At 58.6% G+C, this 15,155-nt stretch carries 12 protein-coding genes and 1 tRNA gene; 7 read left to right on the forward strand and 6 right to left on the reverse strand.

The features are described 5' to 3' along the window. The first annotated feature begins 178 nt into the window (after positions 1-178). Together CU103_RS23480 and CU103_RS23485 are read left to right on the forward strand one after the other, a co-directional pair. A complete protein-coding gene (locus tag CU103_RS23480) occupies positions 179-2,047 on the forward strand; it encodes a polysaccharide biosynthesis protein (protein ID WP_106666455.1) in 1,869 nt (622 codons plus the stop codon). A gap of 81 nt (positions 2,048-2,128) precedes the next feature. Continuing rightward, on the forward strand, positions 2,129-3,010 hold the full coding sequence (locus tag CU103_RS23485) for a glycosyltransferase (RefSeq protein WP_245448960.1): 882 nt from the start codon (positions 2,129-2,131) through the stop codon (positions 3,008-3,010). A 1-nt stretch (position 3,011) separates the two neighbouring features. Here CU103_RS23485 and CU103_RS23490 read toward each other — a convergent pair whose 3' ends face one another. Further along, entirely contained in the window at positions 3,012-4,016 is a 1,005-nt protein-coding gene (locus tag CU103_RS23490) for an MraY family glycosyltransferase (RefSeq protein WP_106666531.1), read from the reverse strand. 527 nt (positions 4,017-4,543) lie between these two features. Here CU103_RS23490 and CU103_RS23500 point away from each other — a divergent pair. Further along, positions 4,544-4,618, forward strand: a tRNA-Gln gene (locus CU103_RS23500). A gap of 133 nt (positions 4,619-4,751) precedes the next feature. Then, positions 4,752-5,681, forward strand: a complete 930-nt coding sequence (gene rbsK / locus CU103_RS23505; RefSeq protein WP_106666458.1) for a ribokinase — start codon at positions 4,752-4,754, stop codon at positions 5,679-5,681. Positions 5,682-5,699: 18 nt separating this feature from the next. Here rbsK and CU103_RS23510 read toward each other — a convergent pair whose 3' ends face one another. Both CU103_RS23510 and CU103_RS23515 read right to left on the reverse strand, forming a co-directional pair. After that, complete coding sequence (locus CU103_RS23510) at positions 5,700-7,628, reverse strand: adenylate/guanylate cyclase domain-containing protein (protein WP_106666459.1); 1,929 nt, start codon at positions 7,626-7,628, stop codon at positions 5,700-5,702. 191 nt (positions 7,629-7,819) lie between these two features. After that, positions 7,820-8,053: a hypothetical protein gene (locus CU103_RS23515; RefSeq protein ID WP_106666460.1), complete on the reverse strand. Its 234-nt coding sequence runs from the start codon at positions 8,051-8,053 to the stop codon at positions 7,820-7,822. Between CU103_RS23515 and cysD the strand changes: the two genes are divergently transcribed. The 3 genes from cysD (at position 8,052) to cysQ (ending at position 11,925) form a co-directional block, all read left to right on the forward strand. Then, positions 8,052-8,957, forward strand: a complete 906-nt coding sequence (cysD, locus tag CU103_RS23520) for a sulfate adenylyltransferase subunit CysD (protein WP_106666461.1) — start codon at positions 8,052-8,054, stop codon at positions 8,955-8,957. The genes CU103_RS23515 and cysD overlap by 2 nt on opposite strands. Before the next feature lie 35 nt (positions 8,958-8,992). Then, entirely contained in the window at positions 8,993-10,906 is a 1,914-nt protein-coding gene (gene nodQ, locus CU103_RS23525) for a bifunctional sulfate adenylyltransferase/adenylyl-sulfate kinase NodQ (protein WP_210203829.1), read from the forward strand. Positions 10,907-11,121: 215 nt separating this feature from the next. Beyond that, positions 11,122-11,925 carry a 3'(2'),5'-bisphosphate nucleotidase CysQ gene (gene cysQ / locus CU103_RS23530; RefSeq protein WP_106666463.1) on the forward strand — a complete coding sequence of 268 codons (804 nt, stop codon included), beginning with the start codon at positions 11,122-11,124 and terminating at the stop codon, positions 11,923-11,925. Between the two features lie 2 nt (positions 11,926-11,927). Here cysQ and CU103_RS23535 read toward each other — a convergent pair whose 3' ends face one another. From CU103_RS23535 to CU103_RS23545, 3 genes are all read right to left on the reverse strand, one after another. Then, the gene (locus tag CU103_RS23535; protein WP_106666464.1) at positions 11,928-12,950 is read right to left on the reverse strand and encodes a FecCD family ABC transporter permease; all 1,023 of its coding nucleotides are present in this window, start codon (positions 12,948-12,950) and stop codon (positions 11,928-11,930) included. Positions 12,951-13,239: 289 nt separating this feature from the next. Then, positions 13,240-14,187: an ABC transporter substrate-binding protein gene (locus tag CU103_RS23540; RefSeq protein ID WP_106666465.1), complete on the reverse strand. Its 948-nt coding sequence runs from the start codon at positions 14,185-14,187 to the stop codon at positions 13,240-13,242. Beyond that, entirely contained in the window at positions 14,187-14,987 is an 801-nt protein-coding gene (locus tag CU103_RS23545) for an ABC transporter ATP-binding protein (RefSeq protein WP_106666466.1), read from the reverse strand. The genes CU103_RS23540 and CU103_RS23545 overlap by 1 nt, the downstream gene beginning before the upstream one ends. Positions 14,988-15,155 lie beyond the last annotated feature (168 nt).

Genomic DNA, 15,155 nt, shown 5'->3' on the forward strand with positions numbered 1-15,155 from the left:
GGGTCCAATTCACACGTTAAGGAAAGGAGGGCGGGCGTGATCTCGTCCTCTCTCCAATCCGTAACACAACGAGTTTCCTGTTGATTTCCAAGCACGTGGGGGTTGATCACCAGACGAGCATTGCATTTTGATTACCCTATGCTACTGGTCTGGCGTTTGTTTCAAGCACCGAGGATCAATGAAATTGGAAAATTTTCGGCAAAGCATCTCGATGATGCCGCGTCGTTACAAGCAACTGATCCTTGTCGCTTTCGACGTGGTCACGCTGACATTCGCCGTTTGGCTCAGCTATCTGTTGAGATTCAGTGCGTTTTTCATACCGAACAGCGAGCAGGCCCTGTTGATGGTTGCTGCGCCGATGATCGGCCTGCCGGTATTCGTCCGTTTCGGCCTCTATCGTTCGGTAATCCGCTATCTGCCTGACAAGGCAATCTGGACGATGATCCAGGCGGTAACAATATCCGTGATTCTGTGGGTCTGCCTCGCGTTCCTGACGCTGATGACCGGCGCCGAAGGTGTGCCCCGTGCGATTCCATTCCTCTATTGGGTCTTGAGCATCGGCCTTATCTGCGGCAGCAGGTTCGCTGCCAAATGGATATTGTGGAGCTCGCTTCGCCAGCAGCTCATGGAGAGACAATGTCTCATTTTCGGGGCGGGTGATGCGGGCCGCCAATTGGCCAATGCGCTCAGGAGCCAGAACGAGGTTTTTGTGGCCGGCTTTGTCGATGATGACAAAAGCCTTCACGGCATGGATATCCTCGGTATCCGCGTCTACCCGACGTCGCAGCTCGAGACGCTGATCGATAATTTCGGCATAAACGAGATGATCGTGACCACATCTGCCTTAAGCGGCATTCAGCGCCGCAGATTGATTGGCAAGCTGAAGGCTCTCGACGTCAAGGTGCGGATCTTGCCGGCGATTTCCGACCTGACGGCCGGTAAATATCTTGTCAGCCATCTGCGCGATATCGATATTGACGATCTGCTTGGCCGTTCGCCGGTGCCCGCAGACCCAAGCCTGCTCGACAAGACCGTGGAGGACCGGGTCATCCTCGTCACCGGCGCCGGCGGATCGATCGGTTCGGAGCTTTGCCGCACCATCGTCAAGCTTGCTCCGGCCAAGCTGGTGATTTTCGACGTCAACGAGCACGGTATTTACCAGCTTCAACGGGAACTGACGGCAATCAGTGATTGCGTGATCGTGCCCGTCCTCGGTTCGATCAGCGACGCGGCATTGATCAAGTCCGTCCTTGCCGAGCACAAGGTGGAGAACGTCTATCATTGCGCCGCATACAAGCACGTTCCCCTGGTCGAAGAGAATGTTGTTGAGGGCGCTCGCAACAATGTGCTCGGCACGGATGTATTGGCCGGTATGTCCCGCGAAGCTGGCGTTCGCAATTTTGTTCTCATCTCGTCCGACAAGGCAGTCCGGCCGTCGAATGTCATGGGGGCGACGAAGCGGTGGGCTGAGCTGATCGTGCGCTATCATGGCAATATAGCGAGCGAACAAGGCACCGGGCAGATCTTTGCTTCGGTCCGTTTCGGCAATGTGATCGGGTCGAGCGGTTCAGTCGTGCCGTTGTTTCGCGAACAGATCGCGCATGGGGGTCCGTTGACCGTAACGCATGACGACATGACGCGGTATTTCATGTCCGTGCGCGAAGCCGCAGAACTGATCATCCAGGCCGGGGCGCTTTCCGAGGGCGGCGATATTCTGCTGCTTGAGATGGGCGAGGCGGTTCGCATACGCGACCTGGCCGAAAACATGATCCTGTTGGCCGGGCTATCGGTCAAGGATGCCGCACACCCAGAAGGCGACATCGAAATCGTTACCGTGGGAATACGTGATGGCGAAAAGCTGCACGAGGAGCTGTTCTACGATCCCGTTGGCGTTGCACCGACGATCCATTCGAAAATTCTCCGTGCCAGGCGCAGTGTCAATTCCGTCGGTCACTTGCCCGAAGCGGTCGCTGAATTGCGCCGGCTGATCGATGAGCGGGACACGGAAGCGGTTCGCAAGCTGCTGTTCGAGGGCGCGAGCGCTTAGGGGTCAGGACCTCATTCTTGGCCATTTTGACTGTCAAACAATGGCGGCGCCGAGTCGAAGACAAACCAGGGTTGAGCATTGTTGAAACGCACACCATCATCGGGAACGGTTGCCGTCCTCATGGCAACCCGCAATGGCGCGGCGTTTCTGGATGGACAGTTGGCCTCCATTGCAGCCCAGACCTATCCCGACATTGACCTGTGGGTGTCGGACGACGGGTCGAGCGACGAGACAGTCGCCATCCTGAATGATTGGGCGGGGCGCTGGCCCAAGGGGCGGATGCGTATCGTTCAGCAACCGGGTGAAGGCCGGGCGGAGAACTTCAGCTCCCTGATCGTCAGCGCCGAAAACCAGGCTGATTATTACGCCTTTGCGGACCAGGACGGCCTGTGGGAGGCGGAGAAGATCGCCGTTTCCGTTCGCTGGATCGAACAAAACGCTTTTGCCGTGCCTTCGGTGTTCTGCACATCGCCGCAGTGCGGTTGCGAGCCCGATTTCCGCAATGCACTCGTGCAGAACATCGCGGCCGGAAACACGATGCTTTACAACAGGATGGCGCATGATCTTCTGGCGGAATCCTGCCGGAGGACCGGGTTTCATAGCCATGACTGGTGGCTATACCTGATCGTTTCCGGTGCGGGTGGCGTTGTTCATTGCGACCCCCGCCCAATGCAGCGCGAGCGTCAACTGGAGCCTGAAACGGGTTGGCGCACCTGGATTGCCCGGGCGCTGCGACGTCGAGCCGGCCGCTTTGCCGAACAGGCGGATGTCAACCTCCAGGCGCTGGTCCGCAATCGTGATCTGTTGAGCGGCGAAGCCAGAGCGATCTGTGACCTCTACTGGAAGGTGCGATCAGATAATTTCATCAAACGGCTTTACTATTTGCGCAAGTCCGGTGTGTACCGGCAGACGGTGCAGGGCCAAGCAGGGCTTTACCTTGCTGCACTGTTGCGCCGGCTCTGACTCATGCCGGCAACTGCTTCTTGCCGCGAAAACGGTACAGGAGCAGCGCAACGCCAACGAGCGCCATGAGAATGCCGGCAAGACGCACCGGGCCATGCTGCGCCGAGGCAAGCGCACAGGCGCCGAGAACAAGATTGAGCGCTCCAACGCTCAGGATGACTTGCCACACCGTCCAGCCCGAACGTTTGGCCACCTGGTAGGCGTGCCGGGAATGGGCGGCAAGGATGTTCTCGCCTGCAGCAAGCCGCATCAGCAGTGTCGATGTTGCATCGGCGATGAAGAAGAGCGGCAGGATCAGCCCTGCCCAGACCGACATGTCTCGAGCTACGAGGAAGAATGCGAGGCCGCTCAGAAGGCCAACGGGCAGGCTGCCGGAATCGCCCATAAAAACCTTTGCTTTCGGCCGGTTGAAGACGGCGAAACCAGCAAGGCTGCCAGCAATCGACGCAGCGAGATTGCCCGTGCCAAGTGCGGTAAGCCCAAACGCAGAAAAGCCAGCCAGCAGCGCCAGAGGTATGCCGAGACCGGAGACGACCATCAGGTCGAGGCCATCCATGAAGTTGGTCAGATTGATGAAATAGACAAGTGCCAGCACAAGGAGGCCACGCTCCAGAAAAAGCGGCAAAAGGTCGGGCAGCAGGCGGAAATCCGGGCCAAGGCCATAGACGGCAATGGCGGAAGCAAGGAGCTGCGATACGAGCCGGATGCTCTCCGGCAGATGATGGCGGTCGTCGAGGAAACCGGTAATCCACAGCAGAAGGGCGGCAATGGTTGCGGTGACCACAAATTGGCGGTCGAGCCCGTTCTCCGGTGCATAAATCCAGAGAGATATGAGAATCGCTGGGACAATGGCCAGACCACCAAGCTGCCTCGCGGCCTGGGTGTGATTGGAGCGTTCTGTAACCGCCGCGCCAAGGAAATCAGCCGGGAGGAGGCGCATGACGATCGCCAGCAGCACCGCGCTTGCAATGGCGGTGACGAGAAAAGAAGAAATGATTGTAGCCAATGCTGGATCCACGTCCTTATTCCCAGGGCTTGCTCAGAGATGGCACTTAGCACTGTTGGAAAATATCTGAAAAGCGTTATTGTGGACTTGGTCAGGAGGCAGGCTGAAGCCCACCTCCAAACCTAAGACAATGCAAATGAGACCCGTACCTTGAGTGTCCAGCTCGTACGGGTCTTTTGCAATTCCAGGGTGATGCTTAGTGGTAGATACCACATTCGCTTCACTCCAAGTTTTGACAGCATATTGGCCGTATGCCTCAGCCAGGGAGACCCATCCCCCTGATTGCACCGGCTGGCACAGTGCTGCTGCTTCGCCGCCAAAACTCAACTTTGCCCCCAGCCTATCTCTATGCATCTCTGAATAGAATCCCGACTTAAGTCCAATGTCCGGTCCCGGCATTCATGAAAATTATGCGGAAACAATTGTGAAGAGCGACAAACTGGCCGATCATTCGCATTGCGCAAGCTGGAACCAGAGGTTATAAGGCCGCGCTATCACGCGGAAAATTCAAATCGGCGATGATATTTTGGGGCGTAGCCAAGTGGTAAGGCAGCGGTTTTTGGTACCGCCATTCGGAGGTTCGAACCCTCCCGCCCCAGCCAAATCTTTCTCTTCCACGATTTCCGGACTATTGCGCTCAAACGCATTCCACAGCGATGTGACGTGTCAGGCGTTTCTTTCGCGGAAATCATTGATATAGAACATTGCCCAACAGCTTCGAGGAGGAAGACCATCATGGCACATCGTATCGCCGTCGTCGGCAGCAACATGACCGATCTCGTCACATCGATCATCCGCATGCCTGCACCGGGCGAAACGCTGGAAGCACCGTCATTCTTCATGGGGTTCGGCGGAAAGGGCGCCAATCAGGCGGTGGCCGCGGCAAGACTTGGCGCCGACGTGATGATGCTCACCAAGGTCGGTGACGATGTCTTCGGTCAAAGCACGATCAAGAACCTCAAAGACAATGGCGTCGACATCTCCCATGTCGGCATTGTTGCCGGCAAGTCGAGCGGTGTTGCGCCGATCTTTGTCGACGAGAGCGGCGAGAATTCCATCCTCATCATCAAGGGCGCGAACAATGAACTCAAGCCCGCCGATATCGACGCGGCGGCGGAAGATCTGAAGGGCTGCGATCTTATCCTGATGCAATTGGAAGTGCCGCTGGAGACGGTCTACCACACGATTGCCTTTGCCGATCGCCATGGCATCGAGACGATCCTCAATCCGGCGCCAGCCGCGCCCGATCTCGATCCGAAGCAGGTCGTCAAGGCAACGTTCCTCGTTCCCAACGAAACAGAGCTTGCCCTTCTGACCGGCATGCCGACCGGTACCGATGCCGAGATCGAAACGGCGGCTCGCTCGCTGATCGACAAGGGCATACGGACCGTCATCGTCACGCTGGGCTCGCGTGGCGCCCGGCTTATCACTGCAGATATCTCGACGCTCATCGAACCGCTCAGGGTCAAGCCGAAGGACACGACAGGGGCAGGCGATGCATTCATCGGCAGCTTCGCGCGGTATTATGTGGAAAGCCGTGAACTCGAGGCTTCCCTCCGAAAAGCGGCGCTCTATGCGGGCGATTCCATTACACGCGAAGGCACGCAGAAGTCCTATGCGACGGCCAAGGAGTTTGACGGATTCGTTGCGCGCCTTCAGCCATAGAACAGCGCTAAGCTTGTTCTATGGCGTCTTCGGCGACTTGTCCTGGTCCGCACTGCATTCTTCCAGCCGCACAGGCTTGGTGAGTTTCGCCAGCGCTTCCGGCGTGGCGCAGGGCGGGAAACCAGCGAGCCGCATGGTCTCGATATGTCGCTGGTGCTCGGCAGCACTGAAGGCCTGGTCATTGGAAATCGCTTCGATGGTAAGGTCCGGGTAACGCTGGAGGGCTTCCTTGACGGTTGCCTCCGCCTCTGCCTTCCGGCCGAGAACCGCAAGGATGCCGGCGCGTTCGGCCCAAGCGTATTTGCTGTAATTGTCGGGAGTCTGGCGCTCCATCACCTTCAGCGCGTCTTCGTAGCGGCCGGCCATAAAATAGGCATAGCGCAGGCCGCCGCTTGCCCACGGCTTATAGTTGGGGTTGAGCCGAACCGCGCGATCAGCCAGTTCCGCCCCAAGCGCCGGCTCACCGAAAGCGCTCGCCCAGCTAAGATAGTTGGTGAGAACCGTAAAAGAACCAGGATTGAGCCGCAGCGCGATGTCGAGTTCAGTCTTGGCTCGGCCGAACTCCCCGTTATGGGCGAGTATCTCACCGAGCGCGGCACGCGTGGCGTCATCGTTCGGGTCCAGCGCCACGGCGCGTTCAGCCGCTTCCATTGCCGCCCGGTTCGAACCTTCCCAGTCGGCACCATAATTTGCAGCCATACTATACGACTCAGCGAGACTGGACCAAGCCCGGGCGTAGCCCGGGTCGATGGCGACCGCCTTTTTGAGAATTTCGGTCGACTCCGCAACGCTCTCAGCGGTCGGGCTAAGCTGCTTCTCGACTCCCAGAAGGGTGAGTTCGTAGGCTGTCAAACTCTGCGGCTGTTTTCGCCTCGCGACACCGAGGTCAGCGTTCTTGATCGGACCCGTGGTCATTTCGAGCTGACTGGAAATATGATTCGCGATTTCGGTTTGAACAGCGAAAAAGTCTTGCTCGGGTCTGTCCCAACTCTGCGACCAAACGTGCGCGCCAGTCGTCGTGTCGATGAGCTGTGCTGTGGCGCGGATGCGCTCGTCCTGGCGCTGGATCGAGCCTTCCAGCACATAGCGGACTTTCAGATCGCGTCCGATCTGCCGCACGTCCGCCGACTTGCCCTTGTAGAGTTCAGTCGAATTGCGGGCAATCACATCGAACTCGCGCATGCGGGAAAGATCGGTAATGACGTCTTCGGTCAAACCGTCGGCGAGCCGCGCGCTCGCAGCATCGCCGCCGTAGTTGTCAAAAGGCAGGACCGCAATCGACGGCTTGGCGCTGACGATTGCAGCCGGCCAGAATTGCCAAGTGCCTGCCGCGAGAAGGAAGGCAAGAATTGCGGCCAGTATCCCCATCATCGCCGGGCGCGGGAGCATCTTGGCGCGCAGGCGCGGCGCTTTCTTGCCATCGAGCCGCACGCGATAGACGCGCACGGGCCTCGCGATATTTTTCACATGCTGCTCGCCGACGAAATCGAGGGGGAAATCGAGTTTGCCCTGGAGATGGTCGAAGGCTGTGCCCGATATCAGCACGCCCCCTGGCGCGCACAACTGCTCAAGCCGCGCTGCCACATTAACGCCGTCGCCATACACATCGCCTTCCAGCAGCACCACATCGCCCAGGTTCACCCCGATGCGCAGCACCAACCGATCAGGTTCAGCCAATCTGGCATTGCGCGAGCCCATGCCCTTCTGGATCTCAGCGGCGCAGGCGACCGCGTCAACAACGCTGTCGAAGGCGACAAGCGTGCCATCGCCCATCAGCTTAACGGTGCGGCCGTGGTGCCGAGCGATGGCGGGATCGATCAAATCGGCGCGCATGGTTCTTAATCGCGCGATGGTGCCGGCCTCGTCGGCCTCCATCGCTCTCGAATAGCCAACGATATCTGCTGCCAGGATCGCCAGCAGCTTCCGATCAAGCGGGGGAACCTCCATGTCGCACCCCTTCAGAACAAGAGCGTGAGTCTATACCTGTCGAAGTGTCGTGGCCAGCAGAGGCAAACATCACGGAGGAAGCGTTCTTGCTCTTGCCAGACAGCGTCCATTGACAAGACGGTCGATCCTGCTAATCTCTACTAATCGAGTAGTGATAAAGCGCTGGATGAATTTTCCACGGACGGCGGGTTTTAAAAAAGCCCGACGCCGACTTCGTCGTTCAGTGGAATAGCGTTCTGATATTTTGTCTTTCGCGGCAATAAATTGGCGCGGATTTCGCTCGCCTTGTGAAACCATCCTTTTCTTAATGTTTCCCCTTCCACTATGTTGGCCGCACGTACCGGCACGTCGTTTGATGCCGAAAATTTGGATCGATGTTTGTTGCCTGGCTGATACCCTGCAACACAGTGGATAGTGATTTTCATGACCAAGAACCTGACGCATCTGCAGCGTCTTGAAGCCGAAGCAATTCATATTTTCCGTGAGGTCGCGGCGACATTTTCCAATCCGGTGATGCTCTATTCCATCGGCAAGGATTCGTCCGTCATGTTGCATCTGGCGATGAAGGCGTTTTATCCGGCCAAGCCGCCATTTCCGTTCCTGCACGTCGATAGTAAGTGGAAATTCAAGGAGATGATCGCGTTTCGTGATTCAGAAGCTCAGCGTCTCGGCTTCGATCTGCTCGTCCACAGCAACCAGGAAGGCATCGAGCAGGGCATCAGCCCGTTCGAGCATGGTTCCAACACGCACACTCACATCATGAAGACGGTAGCGCTCAGGCAGGCGCTCGACAAATACGGTTTCGATGCGGCATTCGGCGGCGCGCGGCGCGACGAGGAGAAGTCCCGGGCCAAGGAGCGCATTTTCTCGTTCCGCAACGCCCAGCACTCCTGGGATCCGAAAAACCAGCGGCCGGAAATGTGGAAGATCTACAACACGCGCGTCGCCAAAGGCGAATCGATCCGGGTATTTCCGATCTCCAACTGGACCGAACTGGACATCTGGCAGTACATCATGCAGGAGGAAATCCCGATCGTACCCCTGTATTTTTCCGCGTCACGTCCGGTGGTGGAACGGGACGGGATGCTGATCATGCGCGACGATGAGCGGATGAAAATGCTGCCGGGCGAAGTGCTGCAGGAGAAGATGGTACGCTTCCGTACGCTTGGCTGTTATCCGCTGACCGGTGCTGTTGAGTCGGATGCGGCGACATTGCCCGAGATCGTCAGCGAAATGCTGGTTTCCCGCACCTCCGAACGGCAGGGCCGCATGATCGACAAGGACGAGGCCGGTTCGATGGAAAAGAAGAAGCGTGAGGGCTATTTCTGATGTCTAAATTGGCCCAAGTCGAGATTTCACCTGCAATGTCAGCCGCCGAAGAGATCAGCGCCTATATGGCCGAACAGGAGAAGAAATCGCTGCTGCGCTTTCTCACTTGCGGTTCCGTCGATGACGGCAAGTCCACGCTGATCGGCCGGCTGCTCTACGACACCAAGCTGATCTTCGAGGATCAACTGGCGGCGCTCACCAATGACAGCCGCAAGCACGGCACCAATGGCGAGGATATCGATTTCGCCTTGCTCGTCGACGGTCTCGAAGCCGAGCGCGAACAGGGCATCACCATCGATGTCGCCTATCGCTTCTTCTCGACGCCGAAGCGCAAATTCATCGTTGCCGACACGCCGGGGCACGAGCAATATACCCGCAACATGGCCACCGGTGCGTCGACTGCCGATCTCGCGATTGTTCTCGTCGATGCGCGGCAGGGTATCTTGCGCCAGACGCGGCGGCACAGTTTCATCGCGTCGCTGCTCGGCATTCGCAACATTGTGCTTGCCGTCAACAAGATCGATCTGGTCGATTATTCGCAAGACATCTTCGACGCGATTGTCGCGGATTATCAAGCGTTTGCGAGCAAGCTTGGATTCAACACAATACAGGCAATCCCGCTGTCGGCGCGCTTTGGCGACAATGTGATCGGCCCATCTGCCAACCTTCCCTGGTACAAGGGACCGGCACTGCTGCAGCATCTGGAGAACGTGCCGCTGGACAGCGCCGATGCCGCGCGTCCCTTCCGCTTCCCCGTTCAGTTCGTCAACCGGCCCAATCTTGATTTCCGTGGGTTTGCCGGCACGATCGCCTCAGGCACGGTCTCGCCGGGAGACGAGGTTGTCGTCGCAAAATCCGGCAAGTCTTCCCGGGTCAAGCGCATCGTTACATGGGACGGCGATCTCGAAAAGGCCAGCGAAGGTCAGGCGGTCACGATTGTGCTCGATGACGAGATCGAGGTATCGCGCGGCAATATGCTGGTGGCTCCCGAAGCGCGGCCGGAAGTAGCGGACCAGTTTGCCGCCCATCTGGTATGGTTTGCCGAACACGCGCTGATTCCGGGCCGGTCCTATATCCTGCGGACCGAGACCGACCAGGTGACTGCGACCGTCACCGACCTCAAACATCGAATCGATATCAATACGTTTGCCGAGGTTGCGGCCAAATCGCTTGACCTGAATGAAGTGGGCGTCTGCAATATCTCGACGCAGGAGCCCATCGCGTTTGATTCCTACAAGTCGAACCGCTCGACTGGCTCGTTCATCCTGATCGATCGCCTGACCAATGCAACAGTTGGCGCCGGGATGATCGATTTCGCCCTGCGCCGTGCGTCCAATGTGCATTGGCAGGCGCTGGACGTCGACAAGGCATCGCGCGCAGCGCAGAAGGACCAGAAGCCGGCCGTGCTGTGGTTCACCGGGCTTTCCGGATCGGGCAAGTCGACCATCGCTAATCTCGTCGAGAAGCGGCTGTCCTCGCTGGGCAAGCACACTTATATCCTCGATGGCGATAATGTGCGCCACGGCCTTAACCGCGATCTCGGCTTCACCGAAGAAGACCGGGTGGAAAATATTCGCCGCGTCGGCGAAGTGGCGAAGCTGATGGTGGATGCGGGCCTGATCGTGCTGGTCTCGTTCATTTCGCCCTTTGTCACCGAGCGCCGGATGGTGCGCGAATTGCTGAGCGATGGCGAGTTCATGGAAATCTTCGTCGACACGCCGTTCGAGGAATGCGCCCGGCGCGATCCGAAGGGGCTCTATGCCAAGGCACTGCGCGGCGAGATCAAGAATTTCACTGGCGTGGATTCGCCCTACGAGCCCCCGGAAAATCCGGAGCTGCACCTGAAGACTGTGGGCCGGACGACGGAAGAGCTTGCTTCGGAGGTCGAAAAGCTGCTCACTGAACACGGCATCATCTTCAATTACGATCAAAGTTCGTGGTCGATTTAAACGCTGGCTATCTCTCCACTTGCGGGAGAGAAAGGATTTTCCTGGATTTAGCTTCTTTGCTAGATCCTTGGAAAATCCAAGTGAGGGGGTAGTCAGTGAGGCAAATCCCCTCTCTTGCGATTTCTGGCACCTGAGCGAAGGGCTCAAGGTGCTGAAATCGCTTTCTCCCCCACAAGGGGGAGATAAACAGCGCTATAACTGGAAATCCCGTGACGATGCTTTCGCAATTCAATCACTCCGCTCTGCTTCAGATCTTTGAAACCACGGCGATCGCCGCCGGGCTTGAAATCCTGCGCATCTATGAGGAAGGCTGCGACGTTGCGTTGAAGGACGACAAGTCGCCAGTGACGGCAGCAGATCATGCGGCCGAAGCCATGATTGTCGATGCGCTGCGCCGGTTGACGCCGGATATTCCGATCGTCGCGGAAGAGGAGATCTCAGGCGGCCATGTGCCCGGCGATCTCGGCGAGCGCTTTTATCTTGTGGATCCGCTCGACGGCACGCGCGAATTCGTCAATCGCAATGGCGATTTCACCGTCAATATCGCCCTGATCGAAAACGGCGCGCCTGTACTTGGCATCGTCTATGCGCCGGTACGAGGCTGGCTGTTCACTGGCGGTCCCGAGGGCGCCGGGGAAGTGACGGTCGATCACAACGGAACGATCGTATCGCGCAAGGCCATCTCCTGCCGGGTTGCGCCGGTACAGATGATTGCCGTTGCCAGCCGCTCGCACCGCACACCGGAGACGGACGACTATCTGAAGGATTTCAATATAGCCGACTGCGTGTCGGTCGGCTCGTCGATCAAGTTCGGTCTGCTGGCGCGGGGAGAAGCGGATATCTATCCGCGGCTCAGCCGGACGATGGAATGGGATACGGCGGCTGGCGACGCGGTGCTGCGTGCCGCGGGCGGGATAACGCTGACGCTCGACGGCAAGCCGCTCACCTATGGCCGCCGCAACCAGGCAGAGGATGCAGATTTCGCCAACCCCAGCTTCGTGGCACGCGGGAAGCTCTAGAGCTATCCCGTCCGCCTGCGCAGCAATGTCGTCACCACGAAGAAGGCCCCGACGGAGCTAGTGACGATGCCGATCGGCAGTTCCTGCGGTGCAAGCAGAAGCCGTGCAGCAAGATCGCTGAGGAGGATCAGCATTGCACCCAGCAGCGCGCAGGTAACGACGAGTCCCGCATGCAGCTGGCCAGTGAAGCGGCGGGCGATATGCGGGATCATCAGGCCGACAAAGCCGATCACGCCCGCCACCGAAACGAAAATCGCAGTGGAGAACGCGCAGACGATGAACACCGTGTTGCGGGTGCGGGTGACGCGCACGCCGAGACTTTCCGCCGTGTTCTCGCCGGCGAGAAACGCATCGAGATTGCGGTGGTTGGCGAGGGCGTAGACGAGGATGGCGAAGAGGCCGATCATCGCCAGCGGCAGATTATCCCAGCGTGCGAGACCTAATCCGCCAAGTGTCCAGAACAGCACGGAATGGGCGGCGCGCTGATCGCCGGAAAACACCATGTAGTTGGTGAGCGCAGCAAACAGGAACGAGACCGCGAGACCGGCAAGGATCAGACGTTCCGGTCCCTGGCCGTGCACGCGGCGCACCAGCAACAGCACGATGATGGCCGCGAGCATGCCGCCGCTGAAAGCAGCGATCGGCAGGGTCCAGATGCCGAAGCGGTCACCGAATATGCTGATCACCGAGACCGCGCCTGCGGCCGCCCCGGAGGAAAGCCCGAACAGGAAGGGATCGGCGAGATCGTTACGCGTTACCGTCTGCAGCATCGCGCCGATAATGCCGAGCCCCGCACCGGCGCAAATCCCCAGCACCACGCGCGGCAGGCGAAGGTCGACGACGATGCGCTCGATGGGTCCGCTGGTTGTCAGGTCGCTGAATCCGGCCGCATGGGCAAGCGCATTCAATACCGCCGGCAGTGGAATGACCGTCGAACCATAGGCAATGGAGGAGAGGGCGAGGGCGATGACAAGCATCAGCCCTGCAGCAAGCATTATGCGTTGATTGATTCGAGCGGGAAACATTGGAAGGGTTCTCTTAATTCATGGCGTCAGATACCGATTATCTCCCTTGTGGGAAGCACGCTGCCCTTATCTCCCCCCTTGTGGGGGAGAAAGCGATTTCAACATCTTAGCGTCAGATAAGTGTTAGAAATCGCAAGAGAGGGGATTTCGATGGTACGCTTCAAATCCCCTCTCTTGAGTTTTCCAAGGATTTAGCGAAGAGGCTAAATCCAGGAAAACTCTTTCTCTCCCGCAAGGGGAGAGATAAGGCGCCCGGGCCCGCCTTCGGCCACCAGGGGGAGATAATCACTCAGAAGGCTTCCGGATGCATTGCTTTGGCGATTTTCTCGATCGCTTCGATGTTGGCGGGTCCGGGGGTCAGCTCGGCATAGCGCAGGGCAACGAAGCGCTCATTCTTCACCGCGTCGGTCTCCTTCATGGCGGGGTGCGCCTTGAGGAAGTCGAGCAGTTTCCGGTATCCGGCATTATCCTGATAATCGAGCAGGATGAGGAACTGCGGATTGCGGGCGGCGACTGTTTCCCACGAGGTGGTGCCCCAGCTCGTCTCCATGTCGGCCATGATGTTGGTGCCGCCGGCCTCGCTGATCAGCGCCGTGGGCATGGCAAACTTGCCTGCCGTGAACGGCTTGTCCTCACCGGAATCGTAAAGGAAAACACGGGTATCGCCGGTGTTGTTGATTCTCTTTTTGATGTCCGCAAGCTGCGCCTTCCAGCCGGACACCAGTTTCTCGGCTTCCGCATCCTTACCGAAAATCTGGCCGAGTTTCGTTATGTCGCCGTAGAGCAGGTCCATCGAGGCGGCAGGGCGGTTCTTGTCGAGATGCACGCAACTTTCGGTCAGGACCAGCGTCTTGATCCCATGGGGCGCCAGCGTATCGGGCGTGACATCGCCGCCTGGCTTCATGCCGTAATACCAGCCGGCGAAGAAGAAATCCGGGTTGGCTGCGACAAGGTTTTCGAGGGTCGCATATTTGGGGGCGAGCTCCGGAATGGAGCCCTGCTGCTGCTTGAAGGCATCGTCCAGCTTGTACCAGCCGGTAATCCCGGTAACGCCGGCGATCGACGGCTGGAGGCCGAGGGCAAATGCCATCTCGCTCATGTTGATGTCGTGGATGACGGCGCGTTTCGGTGCTGCTTCGAAGGTCAGCGGTTTGCCGCAGCTGTCGACGGTAACGGGAAAGGCCCAGGAAGGTGCGGACAGAAGCGCGAAGGCGAGGGCGAGGACGGCTCTTTTCATCAGATACTCCGTGAGTGGGTAAGTGCGGATTTTTCGGGTGTTTCGAACACCATCAGCTCGCGATCCTGTGATGGATGACGCAGGCGAAGGACATCAAGGTCGAAGACGTCGCTGACGATGCGCGGCGTCAGGGTTTCGTCGGGGGTGCCCGCCGCCACCAGCTGGGCGCTGTGCATGACCGCGACATGGGTGGCGAATGGCGCAACCAGCGGCAGGTCGTGCAGGACAGCGATTGTCGTCACGTCCAGCCCCGCCACCAGCGACAGGAGTTCGCTGCGCGCCTTTGGATCGAGATGATTGGTCGGCTCATCAAGGAACAACACCGCGGGAGCTTGCGCAATCGCCCGCGCCAGTTGCACACGCTGGCGCTCGCCGCCGGAAAGCGATCCAATGGAACGGCGCGAAAACGGTAAAATCCCGGCGCGATGCAGCGCTTCCGCGACGATTTCGCGGTCCCTTGCCCTGGTGAAGGTGCCGATATGGGGAATACGGCCGAGCGAGACGTAGTCTTCGACAAGCAGCTGCAGGTCCGGCGTGTCGGTCTGGCCGACAAAGGCGAACTGCTGCGCGCGTGCAAGCGGCGTCAACCGGCTGATGCTGCTGCCGTTCACATAGACATCGCCTGATGTGGGTTGCAGAAGACCGGCGAGCATACGCAGAAAAGTCGACTTGCCGGCACCATTCGGACCGATGATCGCCAGCCGGGAGCCGCATTCCACTGTCAGGGATGCCGCGTCGACGAGAGTCTGGCCGGAGGTGCGATATGTCACCGCGTCGGCATTGAGGACAAGATGGCTCATGGGCAAAGTTTCCCGCAGATTGTAACGCAACAGGATTCCACTGGCGTAACGGATGCGTACAGTAATGTTATAACGTATGTAAAGGGATTCTGTTTGCCGGTGATCAAGAAATCACTGGATGGAATTGGCAGATGAGGGAGGGTTCGGGTGTTCATGCCTGCCCACTTG

The organism is Phyllobacterium sophorae (assembly GCF_003010965.1).
Taxonomy (GTDB): domain Bacteria; phylum Pseudomonadota; class Alphaproteobacteria; order Rhizobiales; family Rhizobiaceae; genus Phyllobacterium; species Phyllobacterium sophorae.

Coding starts and splice junctions, on each gene's coding strand:
- CU103_RS23480 (WP_106666455.1), top strand. CDS start 179: ATGAAATTGGAAAATTTTCGGCAAAGCATCTCGATGATGCCGCGTCGT.
- rbsK (WP_106666458.1), top strand. CDS start 4,752: ATGGCACATCGTATCGCCGTCGTCGGCAGCAACATGACCGATCTCGTC.
- CU103_RS23510 (WP_106666459.1), bottom strand. CDS start 7,628: ATGGAGGTTCCCCCGCTTGATCGGAAGCTGCTGGCGATCCTGGCAGCA.
- cysD (WP_106666461.1), top strand. CDS start 8,052: ATGACCAAGAACCTGACGCATCTGCAGCGTCTTGAAGCCGAAGCAATT.
- CU103_RS23515 (WP_106666460.1), bottom strand. CDS start 8,053: ATGAAAATCACTATCCACTGTGTTGCAGGGTATCAGCCAGGCAACAAA.
- nodQ (WP_210203829.1), top strand. CDS start 8,993: ATGTCAGCCGCCGAAGAGATCAGCGCCTATATGGCCGAACAGGAGAAG.
- cysQ (WP_106666463.1), top strand. CDS start 11,122: ATGCTTTCGCAATTCAATCACTCCGCTCTGCTTCAGATCTTTGAAACC.
- CU103_RS23535 (WP_106666464.1), bottom strand. CDS start 12,950: ATGTTTCCCGCTCGAATCAATCAACGCATAATGCTTGCTGCAGGGCTG.
- CU103_RS23540 (WP_106666465.1), bottom strand. CDS start 14,187: ATGAAAAGAGCCGTCCTCGCCCTCGCCTTCGCGCTTCTGTCCGCACCT.
- CU103_RS23545 (WP_106666466.1), bottom strand. CDS start 14,987: ATGAGCCATCTTGTCCTCAATGCCGACGCGGTGACATATCGCACCTCC.